This is a genomic window from Stenotrophomonas sp. BIO128-Bstrain (assembly GCF_030128875.1).
GTDB classification, from domain to species: Bacteria; Pseudomonadota; Gammaproteobacteria; order Xanthomonadales; family Xanthomonadaceae; genus Stenotrophomonas; species Stenotrophomonas bentonitica_A.
Genome location: NZ_CP124620.1, coordinates 3,204,272 through 3,216,089, shown reverse-complemented (window position 1 = coordinate 3,216,089; position 11,818 = coordinate 3,204,272). Strand labels below are relative to the sequence as shown.

Genomic DNA, 11,818 nt, shown 5'->3' with positions numbered 1-11,818 from the left:
GCCGGCGTTATCTGCAAGCGATGCGAAACCGCCTCAGCTGCGCAGCAGTTTCAGCACCTGGGTGGTCGGCTTGGCCAGGTTGAGCGTGTAGAAGTGCAGGCCCGGGGCGCCGCCGGCGACCAGGCGTTCGCACAGGCTGGCCACCACCTCGGCACCGAACGCGCGGACCGATTCGGCATCGTCGCCATAGGCCTGCATGCGTTTGCCGATCCAGCGCGGGATTTCCGCACCGCACTGCTCGGAGAAGCGGCGCAGCTGGCTGAAATTGGAGATCGGCATGATGCCCGGCACGATCGGCACGGTCACGCCCAGCGCGCGCACGGCATCGACGAAGTGGAAGTACGCGTCGGCGTTGAAGAAGTACTGGGTGATCGCCGCATCGGCGCCGGCGTCGATCTTGGTCTTGAAGTGCTTCAGGTCGAGCAGGGCGTCGCTGGCCTGCGGATGGGTCTCCGGATACGCGCCCACTTCAATGCGGAACGCATCGCCATGCTCGGCACGGATGAAACTGATCAGTTCGGAGGCATAGCGCAGATCGCCGGGATGGCCCATACCGGAGGGCAGGTCACCGCGCAGGGCGACGATCCGCCGGCAGCCGATCGCGCGGTACAGCTTGAGCAGCTCGCGGATCTCCTCGCGGCTGCCACCGACGCAGGACAGGTGCGGGGCGGCTTCGAAACCATGGTGCTGCTTGAGGTGGCGAACGGTTTCGGAGGTATAGCTGAGGGTGGAGCCGCCGGCACCGAACGTACACGAGACGTACTCCGGCGCGAAGGCCTTCAGCTTGGCCGCGGTCCGGTCCAGCTGGGCACGCTGGTCGTCGGTCTTGGGCGGGTAGAACTCGAAGCTGATGGCGGTCATGGGCGGGGCGCGTCGGCGGGTGTGGCTCAATCATATCTCTTCATCGCGATGAATGTGAAGTGAGTCGATGCGCCGTGCACGCCGCGCCGGGTACAGTGAGCGCTGATCTTCCGGAGCAATCGCCATGCAGATTCTCGTGACCGGTGGCACCGGCTTCATCGGCAGCCGCCTGTGCGCGCGCCTGCTGGCCGAGGGCCATGACCCCATCGTGTTGACCCGCCGGCCCGGGCGGAACCCGCAGCCGGGGATCCGCAGCGTTGCCACGCTGGACGAGGTCGGCCCGGTCCAGGCGGTGGTCAACCTGGCCGGCGAGCCGCTGATGGACGGCCGTTGGAGCGATGCGCGCAAGCAGGCGCTGCGCGACTCCCGGATCGGCACCACCCAGGCGCTGCTCGCCTGGATCGCTGCGCTGCCCGAACGGCCCCGGGTGCTGGTGTCCGGTTCGGCGATCGGCTGGTACGGCCCGCGTGACAGCACACCCCTGGATGAAACCGCCTCGCCCGGGCATGACTTCGCGGCGATGCTGTGCCGGCAATGGGAAGCGGAGGCCCTGAAGGCGGAAGACCTCGGCGTGCGTACCTGCGTGCTGCGAACCGGTATCGTGCTCGACCGGGACGGCGGGGCCCTGCTGAAGATGCTGCCCCCGTTCCGGATGGGCGTGGGCGGCCCGATGGGCGACGGCCGGCAGTGGATGAGCTGGATCCACCGCGAGGACCTGGTCGGCATGATCCTGTGGCTGCTGGGCAACGGGCAGGCGCGCGGTGCCTACAATGGGACCGCGCCGGGTACCGTCACCAACCGCGTGTTCGCCACCACGCTGGGCGAAGCGCTGCATCGTCCTGCGCGGCTGACCACCCCGGCCTTCGCGCTCAAGGTGGCGTTCGGCGAGATGGCCGGGCTGCTGTTGACCGGGCAGAACGTGCAACCGGTACACGCGCTGGCCGAAGGCTTCACGTTCCAGTACCCCTCGCTGCCGGGCGCCCTGCAGGCGATCGTGGGCGCGCCGGAGCGCTGAGGTCGCATTTCCATCCCCGCCTGGCGACCGCTCATGGCCCGCTGCGGCCGCTGCTCATGTCATCGCCCCGGCCGTGCCTGCGTGCGGCAGTCTGCAGGCTCACCCCAGCCGGAGCCTGCCATGTCGACCCGCCGCAACCGCCGCATCCACTCCCTTGCGCCATTGGCCGCACTCGCGCTCACCGCCTGGGCCACCTTGGTCAGCCCCGCCCACGCAGCGACCGAAGCGTTTCAGGATCTGCAGGTCGAGGTGATCGGCACCGGCCGACCGGTGCTCATGATCCCCGGCCTCAACAGCGGCGCGCAGGTCTGGCGCGAGACCTGCGCCGCGCTGCAGCCGCAGGTGCAATGCCACCTGATCCAGCTGCCCGGCTTCGCCGGTGCGCCCGCCGTGGCCAGCGATGATTTCCTCAGCGCCATGCGGGACCGCCTGCTGGCCTACAGCGCCGACCGCAAGCTCGATCATCCGGCGGTGATCGGCCACAGCCTCGGCGGCGTCCTGGCCCTGCAGATGGCGATCGCGGCGCCGCAGAAGATCGGCCCACTGGTGATCGTCGATGCCTTGCCCTACTTCGGCGCGGTGCAGAACCCGGCGGCGACACCGGCTACGCTCAAGCCGATGGCCGAGCAGATGCGGGCCGGCATGCTCGCCGCCGACGCCACCCGGTACGCGGCGCAGACCGATGCCGCGGTGGCCGGGATGGCGCATGCACCAGAACATGTTGCAACGTTGAAGCAATGGGGACGCGACAGTGACCGCGCCACCACCGCCAACGCGATGTATTCGATGACCATGACCGACCTGCGCCAGCCGATCGCCGGCATCACCGCCCCGGTGATGGTGCTAGGTGCCTGGGCGGCCTACCAGCCGTTCGGTGCGACCGAAGCCAGCACGCGCCAGGTGTTCGCGACGCAGTACGCCGCGCTGCCCGGGGTGCGGATCGAGATGAGCCGCGCCGGCTACCACTTCCTGATGTGGGATGATCCGCGCTGGCTGCAGACGCAGATCCGGGACTTCCTCGATCTGCCTGCGGCGCCCTGATCGATAGCGGCATGGAGATGATGAGCACGACGCAGGCAGCACGCAGTTCCGGCTTCTGGTGGCGCAACAGCGCGGTCTGGCTGGTCTACCTTGGGGTGAGCCTGGTGCTCGGGTTTTCCTATGGAGGCCACTGGTCCGGCATCGTCCTGATCTCGCTGATGGTGTCGCTTTGCTTGTGGGTGGGCAGCGCGTTCATCCGCCGCTGGGCGCTTGGCCATGACTGGTTGCAGCGCGATCTGCTTGGGTTGACGTGGCGGCTGCTGCTCGCGGTGGTGATCGTGGCAGCGGCTACCCAGGTGCTCACCGCCGCTGTGCTACTGCCCGCTTTGGCCTGGGACTGGGTGCAGCTGCCGGGGCAACGTGCGAACTATCGCCCGGCCGCCGTCTTCGGCTACTGGTTCAATACCGCCATCGTCCTGAGCGTGTGGTGCGCACTGTGGACCGGCCGCCGCGCGCTGCTGCGGGCCCGGCACAGTGAAATGGCACAGCTGCGCGCCGAAGCACAGCGGGCGACGCTGGAGCACCAGGCACTGCGTGCGCGGCTCAATCCCCACTTCGTGTTCAACGCGCTCAACAACCTGCGTGCACTGATCAATGAAGACCCGGCGCGCGCACGCGACATGGTTACCCATCTGTCCAGCACGCTGCGCCACGCCTTGGTGCATACCGATGGCGATTGGGTGACCGTGGCCGAGGAGTGGCGCGTGGTGCAGGACTACCTCGCGGTGGAGGCGATCCACTACGAAGACCGCCTGCGGGTGCGCACCGATATCGACCCCGCCGCGCTGTCCGCACGGCTGCCGCCGATGGCCCTGCAGCTGCTGGTGGAGAACGCGATCAAACACGGCATCGCGGTCCACCCGGGCGGTGGCGAGCTGACGATCCGCGTGCACCTCGATGGCGGCTGGCTGCGGGTGGAGGTGGACAATCCCGCCCCGCACGACGCCAGCAGCGCAGGCCACGGTATCGGGTTGACGTATCTGCGCGCCCAGCTCGGCCTGGACGAGTCGCGTTCCGCATCCGGCCGCGGCACGTTCCTGCTGGAGCGTCAGGGCGAGCGCATGATGGCCCGATTGCAGGTGCGGCAATGAGCCCCTCCCTGCGCGTGCTGATCGTGGACGATGCGCGGCTGGCGCGCAGTGAACTGCGCACGCTGCTGGCGGCGATCCCGTGGGTGGACTGTGTCGGTGAGGCGGACGATGTACCCGCCGCGCGCGATGCGATCCTGCGCGAGCAGCCCGACCTGGTGCTGCTGGATGTGCAGATGCCCTCGGGTGAGGGGTTCGATGTGCTGGATGGACTGGAGACCGTGCCGATGGTGGTGTTCGTCACCGCCTACGACCAGTACGCCGTGCGCGCCTTCGACACCAATGCGCTCGATTATCTGGTCAAGCCGGTGGAGGCCGACCGCCTTCGGGCGGCGCTGGAACGCGGCCGGGCGCGCCTCCCGGTGCCGGCCGCGCCTGTAGCGCCGCACGCCACGCGTGACCTGCTGGGCGCCGACGATCAGGTGTTCCTGCGCGATGGCGAGCGCTGCTGGTTCGTGGCACTGGGCGAGATCCGCAAGATCGTGGTCGACGGCAACCATGCCCGGCTCTGGTTCCGTGACCAGAACGCGGTGCTGGCACGCAGCCTCAGTACCCTGGAAGCACGACTGCCGGCGATGTTCTTCCGCGCCAACCGCAACACCCTGGTCAACCTGCGCCGCGTGCGGGCGATCGAACCATCGCTCGGCGATGGCTACGACCTGACCCTCGACGACGGCAGCCAGGTCGAGGTCTCGCGGCGCCAGGCGCGCGAGCTGCGTGAGCGGTTGGCGCTGTAGGGCACGCGCCGCACACGCTACCCTGTATGGGATCTCCACCGCCTGACTGTGCCCATGTCCATCGTCCTCACTGCATTCGCCCGTCCCCGCCTGTTCCCCCGCGTGCCGCGCGGCAACACCATCCAGGACTGCAGCGCCGAGCAGTTCGAACAGCACCTCAACACGCACGCGCCGTTCAAGGTGCTCGATGGCTACGCGCCGTTCTGCAAGCTGCATGTGTACGAAAACTGGACCTCCACGCGCTGCCTGACCGTGCCGATCACCGAGGCCAACCGTCACCAGCTGCGCAGTGGTTATGAAGCGCGCAACCGCGAGGAGCTGCCGGTGCTGGTGCGCTGGTTCGAAGGCGTGGAATCCCCGCGCGCGAACTACCTGGTGGTGATCCTGTACAGCGCCGAGCAGCTGGCAAAAGAGGGCTCACCCATCGATGCGGAGTGGGGCATCGTGGGCTGCATCTACACCGCCGAGCCGGAGGAAGTGCCGATGGCCCCGATCACCATGATGCGCAATGCGCTGGGCGTGGAAGAAGGCGGCTCGGGTGTGCCGCTGGATCGCGACGCTTATGCGCGCGCGGTGGCGTTCTGGGAGAGCAACGCCAACTGGCGTCCCTGAGGCGCCCAGGCTCGCTGCACGCCTCCCCTGTAGAGCCACCCCATGGGTGGCTGCACGCGGACCGGGGCGAACGCAGCCACGCATGGCGTGGCTCTACAGGTCTATAGAGCGTCCACCTGGATGCCCATGCGCCCAAGCGTCGCGCCAGTACGATGTGCAGCGGCGATGCAATCACGCATGCGTTGGGGTTCCCTCCACGGTGGGACGCGTCAGTTTCCACTCCCACCACGGGTAGTGATACTCGCGGTCGGTGGCCAACAAGTGCGTTGCGCAGTCCACGCAGGTGACGGCATGCGCCTCGCCCCAGCCGTCCTCGGCTTCCCCCACGGCATCGATGACCACATGCCCGCGCGTGGCCTCGCGACGCGGATCGAAGAACGGGTAGTGCGGGTAAAGCGCACACAGGCAGCCGGCCCGGTCCCGCCAGAAGCGCAGCCGGCGCAGGGCGAACTGCAGGTGATGGTTGTTGGCGAAGAGGGCGCCACCCAGCGCGATGTCCGCGGTGGCGCGCTCGATCCGTTCGACCCACGGCGAAAGCGCGTCCAGTTCGGCCGGATCACGGAGCTGGGCGATGGCGCAGGCTGCGCTGTAGATGCGGTCAGGCTCGGATGACAGCAGCGCCTGCAGGTGCTGCGCGCCAGGTCCCTCAGTGGGGGCGACTGAGTCCCGGTTGAAAGGCCCGCGCATCACCGGGCCTTGCCGATGGCGGCATAGCATCCGCCGGTGAGCCGCAGCAGATCGGCCGGTGCCAGCGCCACCTCCAGCCCACGCCTACCCGCACTGACATGCACGGTCGGCAAGGCCTGCGCGCTGGCATCAAGAAAGGTGCGGTGCTTTTTCTTCTGCCCCAGTGGGCTGATCCCGCCGACCAGGTAACCGGTCGCGCGCTGCGCCGCTTCGGCGTTGGCCATCCCGCACTTCCGGCAGCCGGCCGCGGCGGCGAGTGCCTTGAGGTCCAGGGTGCCGCTCACCGGCACGATCGCCACCAGCAGCTCATGTGTCTCGGTGTTTGCCAGCAAGGTCTTGAACACCTGGGCCGGATCCAGTCCGAGCTGCTGCACGGCCTCGCCACCGTAGGATTCGGCGGCGGCGTCATGGTGATAGGACAGCACGGTGTGCGCGATGCCGGAGGTCTTCAGCAGGTTGATGGCGGGGGTCATGGCGGCATCGTAACCCGGTGCGTACCGGCTGCCTTGACCGAGGCTACTGCGGTCGCTGCGATAATGGCGGCGTTCCCGTCTGGAAAGATCCCATGCGCCTCTCTGGCCAATTCAACGCGCTCAGCTTCGACAGTGACGTTGCGCGCGGACCGTATCCCCCTCAGGGGTTTGTATCGATCGCGGAAGGCGCGCTCGGCAACGGCGATTGTTTCGGGCTGTACTGGCCGTTGGGGCGTGAGGGAGATGCGCCCTTCGTCTGCGAGATGTTCCATGACGAATGGCGTATGGAACTGCGCCATTCCTCGGTGCAGGTGTTTTCGCAGTGGCTGGAACTGAACGAAGGCGAGTATGGCGAGCTTGAGGTCGAAGATCCCGGTTCGCCAACCGCGCAGTTGGAGCAGGCGCGCGCGCAGGTGCTGGCGGGGCAGGTCGAGCAGGCGGTTGAACTGCTGCGTGCAGCGTGCACCGCCTTCCCGGAGCTTCAGCAGGGCTGGGCGCTGCTGGCAAGCCAGTACATGCGGCAGGGGCAGCGCGATGCGGCGATCGATGCAGCACGCTCGGCCGTGATCGCCAACTGGGCGTTTGGCATTCCCGAGGCCGGCGTGCTGCGCATTCTGCGCGCTGCCCCGGCCAGCACTGACCCGGTGATCGCGTTGGTGCAGCGGATGGGCTTCGCCTTTGGCGGGGCCAAGACCAATCCGGATTACGCGCTGATGCAGGCCTGCATCGATGACTGCTGGGCGGCCGGTGACGTGCTGACCGCGCTGCGACTGTCGCAGAACCGCTGCTACGTGCTTGCGGGCGAAACGGTGTCTTTCCAGGAACGGGAAGGGTTCACGCTGTCGCGCTGGCAAGCCGAATTCGCCGCGCAGTGCCAGGCCGTCCTGAACGACGACCGCAGGTGTTTCGGCCAGGATTGAAGGGCCTTCCGCCACGAAAACGGGCGCCTTTCGGCGCCCGTCTGTGTTCAACGCAACTGGACCGGCAGGCCGATCAGTAGCGGTAATGCTCCGGCTTGAACGGACCGTCCACCGGCACGCCGATGTAGTCGGCCTGTTCCTGGCTCAGGGTGGTCAGCTTCACGCCGATCTTTTCCAGGTGCAGACGCGCCACTTCCTCGTCCAGCTTCTTCGGCAGCAGGTACACCTTCTTCTCGTAGCTGTCCTTGTTCGCCCACAGGTCGATCTGTGCGAGCGTCTGGTTGGCGAACGAGTTGGACATCACGAAGCTCGGGTGGCCGGTGGCGCAGCCCAGGTTCACCAGGCGGCCTTCGGCCAGCAGGAAGATCGCGTTGCCGTTCGGGAAGACGTACTTGTCCACCTGCGGCTTGATGTTGATGTGCTGCACGCCCGGGAAGCCGACCAGCGCATCGACCTGGATCTCGTTGTCGAAGTGGCCGATGTTGCAGACGATGGCCTGGTCCTTCATCGCGCTCAGGTGCTCGATGCGGATGATGTCCTTGTTGCCGGTGGTGGTGACGTACAGGTCGGCACGGCCCAGGGTGGATTCGATGGTGTTGACCTCGAAGCCTTCCATCGCGGCCTGCAGGGCGCAGATCGGGTCGATCTCGGTGACCACCACGCGCGCGCCGTAGGCACGCAGCGAAGCGGCGCAGCCCTTGCCCACGTCACCGTAGCCGCAGACCACGGCGACCTTGCCGGCCAGCATCACGTCCATCGCGCGCTTGAGGCCATCGGCCAGCGACTCGCGGCAGCCGTACAGGTTGTCGAACTTGCTCTTGGTGACCGAGTCGTTGACGTTGATCGCCGGGATCAGCAGGGTGCCGGCCTGGGCCAGCTGGTACAGGCGATGCACGCCGGTGGTGGTCTCTTCGGAGACGCCCTTCCACTCCCTGACCACGCGGCCCCAGTAACCCGGGCGCTCGGTGGCCACGCGCTTGAGCAGGTTCTTGATGACCTGCTCTTCGTGCGAGGCGGCCTTTTCATTGACCCAGTTGCTGCCGTTTTCGAGCTCGTAGCCTTTGTGGATCAGCAGGGTCACGTCGCCGCCATCGTCCACCACCAGCTCCGGGCCGGTCAGGGTGCCGTCGGGCAGGGTGAAGGTCAGCGCGTCCAGGGTGCAGTCCCAGTATTCCTCCAGCGACTCACCCTTCCAGGCGAACACCGGGGTGCCGGACTTGGCGATCGCGGCGGCAGCGTGGTCCTGGGTCGAGAAAATGTTGCACGAGGCCCAGCGCACGTCGGCGCCGATGTCCTTCAGGGTCTCGATCAGCACCGCGGTCTGGATGGTCATGTGCAGCGAGCCGGTCACACGCACGCCCTTCAGCGGCAGGGTGGCGGCGTGCTTGCGGCGGATCGACATCAGGCCCGGCATTTCATGCTCGGCGATGTCCAGCTCCTTGCGGCCCCAATCGGCCAGGGAGATGTCGGCAATCTTGTAATCGCCTTCGGTGGAGAAGGTCTTGGCAACAGCGTTCATTCAAAGCTCCGGTGTAATGACGAGTCGGTACTCGTGTTCGCCGGGCGCCGTTGGAACCAATCCTGGCCACCGAGCCTGGCCGCCCCCGGAAAGGTCCGGAACGGTCGCAGCGCCCCTCGGTGGAGGGTCGCCCATTATATCGCGGCCCGCTGCGTTGGCATGAATCGGTCCCCGCCCCCAACCATCGGCAGGGGGGCGATCGGCGCCCGGCTGTTAAGGTCGGGGGTTTGTATCAGCATAGGGACGGAACATGACACGCAACCATGGTCGACGCGCACCGCAATGGCGCCATACCTTGATCCTCGGCCTGGCCCTGCTGGCGGTGCCGCCGTTGGCGCTGGCCGCCGCGCCGGCCGCGAAGACCTCCGCGCAGGCCGTGGCCGCCGCCAAGGGTGACCCGAGCGGCTATGAGCTGCCCTCGCCGGCGCTGCAGGCGGTGGTCGACGCGCCGCGTGCCCCGACCCTGAGCCTGTCCCCGCGCCGCGACCTGGCCGCGCTGCTGCAGACCCCGCCGCTGCCGTCGATCAACGACGTCGCCCAGCCCGAACTGAAGCTGGCCGGCCTGCGCATCAACCCGGCCACGCATTCGGCCAGCCGCTTCAGCTTCGCCGACAAGCTGTGGCTGATGAACGTGGCCGATGGCAAGGAGCGCCAGATCAGCGGGCTGCCGCAGCCGTTGTCGATCGCCACCTTTGCGTGGTCGCCGGACCAGAAGTACATCGCCTTCAACCAGGTGCATGCGGCCACCAACACCAATGAACTGTGGATCGTTGATGTGGACGCCGGTTCGGCGCGGCGCCTGGTCGGCGATCTGAACACGGTGATGGGCGATGGCTACAGCTGGCAGCCCGACAGCCGGGGCCTGCTGGTGATGCAGCAGCTCAAGGGCCAGGGGCCGGCACCGTCCGCCGGCGGCATTCCGACCGGCCCGGCGATCCAGCAGACCGAGGCCGACGCCGGCGTCCGCACCATCCGCACCTACCAGGACATGCTCAAGAACGAGGCCGATGCCCGCCTCTTCGATTATTACGCCAGCGCGCAGCCGGCCAAGGTCGCGCTCAACGGCGTGACCACGCCGCTCTCCACGGGCGGGGTGTACTGGGACGTCACGCTCTCCCCGGATGGCCGTTACCTGCTCAGTGAACGGGTGGTGCGTCCGTATTCCTATCTGGTGCCGGCCAGCGCATTCGCGCGTCGCATCGAAGTGCTGTCCGCCGTGGACGGCAAGCTGGAGCACACCGTAGCCAACCTGCCGTTGAAGGAAGGCCTGCCGACCGGCAACGATGCGGTGGCCACCGGCGTGCGCCGGATCGACTGGCGCGCCGATGCCCCGGCGACCCTGGTCTGGGCCGAGGCGCAGGATGGTGGCGACCCGAACCGCGAGGCCAAGGTGCGCGATGCGGTGCTGATGCAGGCCGCCCCCTTCGACAAGCCGCCGGTGACCCTGGCGCAGCTGGGCAGCCGCTATGCCGGCATCCAGTGGGGCCGTGGTGATCTGGCGCTGCTCAACGAATCGTGGTGGAAGAACCGCGAGGTCAAGCAGTGGCGGATCGCGCCCGACCAGCCGGAGAAGGCAGCTGAACTGTTGTCCGCACGTTCCTCGCAGGACCGCTACAACGATCCCGGTCGCCCGGGCCTGGTGCGCGACGTCAACGGGCGCGCGCGCCTGCAGGTGAGTGCCGATGGCCGCAGCATCTTCCTGTACGGGCTGGGCGCTTCGCCGGAAGGCGATCGTCCGTTCGTGGATCGCTTCGATCTGGACAGCAAGCAGACCACGCGCCTGTTCCACTCGCAGGCCCCGTCCTATGCCGCGCCGGTGGCGCTGCTCGACCAGGAAGGCACCTCGCTGCTGTTGACCCGTGAATCGCCCGATGAGCCGGCCAACTTCTACGTGCAGTCGCTGGGTGATGCCACGGCTGCACCGAAGGCGCTGACCCACTTCCAGCACCCGCTGCCGCAGCTGCGTGGGGTGAGCAAGGAGCAGATCCGCTACAAGCGCAACGACGGCGTCGACCTGACCGCCACGCTGATGCTGCCGCCGGGTTACAACGCGAAGAAGGACGGTCCGTTGCCGCTGCTGATGTGGGCCTACCCGGGGGAGTTCAAGACCGCCGAAGCCGCCAGCCAGGTCACCGATTCGCCGTACCGCTTCAACGCGATCAGCTACTGGGGTCCGCAGGCGTTCCTGGCCAAGGGCTACGCGGTGCTGGTCAGCCCGTCGATGCCGATCATCGGTGAGGGCGACAAGGAGCCGAACGACACCTACCTGCCGCAGCTGATCGCCAATGCCGAGGCCGCCGTGAATGAAGTGGTGCGGCGTGGCGTGACCGACCGCGAGCACATCGCGATCGGTGGCCACTCCTACGGTGCGTTCATGACCGCCAACCTGCTCGCGCATACCCGCCTGTTCAAGGCCGGCATCGCGCGCAGCGGCGCCTACAACCGCACGCTGACCCCGTTCGGCTTCCAGGCCGAAGAGCGCAACTACTGGCAGGCGCAGGACGTCTACCAGAAGATGTCGCCGTTCAACTACGCCGACAAGATCAAGGACCCGATCCTCTTCATCCATGGCGTGGACGACAACAACTCCGGCACGTTCCCGATCCAGAGCGAGCGCATGTTCGCCGCGGTGAAGGGGCTGGGCGGTACCTCGCGGCTGGTGATGCTGCCCAATGAATCGCACGCTTACCGGGCACGCGAATCGATCATGACCATGCTGGCCGAGAGCGAGCGCTGGCTGGAGCAGACCGTGGGCGAGGGCAAGCCAGTGAAGAAGAAGCGCTGAAACAACCGATGTGTACCGGCCGTTGGCCGGTACCTCGCGATGAAGGTGACCGGTAGTGCCGGCCGCTGGCCGGCTCCTCG

The 11,818-nt window shown here is 67.5% G+C and carries 11 protein-coding genes and 1 riboswitch; of the genes, 7 read left to right on the top strand and 4 right to left on the bottom strand.

The window, feature by feature from the left end:
- Positions 1-33: 33 nt before the first annotated feature.
- Positions 34-861, bottom strand: coding sequence for a methylenetetrahydrofolate reductase [NAD(P)H] (gene metF, locus POS15_RS14790; protein ID WP_019182475.1), 828 nt, complete (start codon positions 859-861; stop codon positions 34-36).
- A gap of 124 nt (positions 862-985) precedes the next feature.
- Between metF and POS15_RS14785 the strand changes: the two genes are divergently transcribed.
- The 5 genes from POS15_RS14785 (at position 986) to POS15_RS14765 (ending at position 5,354) form a co-directional block, all read left to right on the top strand.
- Positions 986-1,876 (top strand): TIGR01777 family oxidoreductase, encoded by an 891-nt coding sequence (locus tag POS15_RS14785; RefSeq protein ID WP_019182474.1) that lies wholly within the window; start codon positions 986-988, stop codon positions 1,874-1,876.
- 120 nt (positions 1,877-1,996) lie between these two features.
- Positions 1,997-2,917 carry an alpha/beta hydrolase gene (locus POS15_RS14780; RefSeq protein WP_046273652.1) on the top strand — a complete coding sequence of 307 codons (921 nt, stop codon included), beginning with the start codon at positions 1,997-1,999 and terminating at the stop codon, positions 2,915-2,917.
- 20 nt (positions 2,918-2,937) lie between these two features.
- Positions 2,938-4,008 carry a histidine kinase gene (locus POS15_RS14775; RefSeq protein ID WP_284128363.1) on the top strand — a complete coding sequence of 357 codons (1,071 nt, stop codon included), beginning with the start codon at positions 2,938-2,940 and terminating at the stop codon, positions 4,006-4,008.
- The gene (locus tag POS15_RS14770) at positions 4,005-4,742 is read left to right on the top strand and encodes a response regulator (protein ID WP_046273653.1); all 738 of its coding nucleotides are present in this window, start codon (positions 4,005-4,007) and stop codon (positions 4,740-4,742) included. The genes POS15_RS14775 and POS15_RS14770 overlap by 4 nt, the downstream gene beginning before the upstream one ends.
- 54 nt (positions 4,743-4,796) lie before the next feature.
- Complete coding sequence (locus POS15_RS14765; protein WP_284128362.1) at positions 4,797-5,354, top strand: DUF3228 family protein; 558 nt, start codon at positions 4,797-4,799, stop codon at positions 5,352-5,354.
- Between the two features lie 171 nt (positions 5,355-5,525).
- On the opposite strand, the gene POS15_RS14760 is transcribed toward POS15_RS14765, so the two are convergent.
- Positions 5,526-6,041, bottom strand: coding sequence for a hypothetical protein (locus POS15_RS14760; protein WP_284128361.1), 516 nt, complete (start codon positions 6,039-6,041; stop codon positions 5,526-5,528).
- Entirely contained in the window at positions 6,041-6,514 is a 474-nt protein-coding gene (ybaK, locus tag POS15_RS14755; protein ID WP_284128360.1) for a Cys-tRNA(Pro) deacylase, read from the bottom strand. Before ybaK ends, POS15_RS14760 begins: the two co-directional genes overlap by 1 nt.
- A 17-nt stretch (positions 6,515-6,531) precedes the next feature.
- Between ybaK and POS15_RS14750 the strand changes: the two genes are divergently transcribed.
- Positions 6,532-7,434, top strand: coding sequence for a hypothetical protein (locus POS15_RS14750; RefSeq protein WP_152663767.1), 903 nt, complete (start codon positions 6,532-6,534; stop codon positions 7,432-7,434).
- 73 nt (positions 7,435-7,507) lie between these two features.
- Here the strand turns inward: POS15_RS14750 and ahcY are convergent, their stop codons facing one another.
- The gene (gene ahcY / locus POS15_RS14745) at positions 7,508-8,953 is read right to left on the bottom strand and encodes an adenosylhomocysteinase (RefSeq protein WP_284128359.1); all 1,446 of its coding nucleotides are present in this window, start codon (positions 8,951-8,953) and stop codon (positions 7,508-7,510) included.
- A gap of 35 nt (positions 8,954-8,988) precedes the next feature.
- Positions 8,989-9,077: riboswitch (S-adenosyl-L-homocysteine riboswitch) on the bottom strand.
- A gap of 126 nt (positions 9,078-9,203) precedes the next feature.
- On the opposite strand from ahcY, the gene POS15_RS14740 reads away from it, so the two are divergent.
- The gene (locus tag POS15_RS14740) at positions 9,204-11,738 is read left to right on the top strand and encodes a prolyl oligopeptidase family serine peptidase (RefSeq protein WP_070426635.1); all 2,535 of its coding nucleotides are present in this window, start codon (positions 9,204-9,206) and stop codon (positions 11,736-11,738) included.
- Positions 11,739-11,818: the final 80 nt, after the last annotated feature.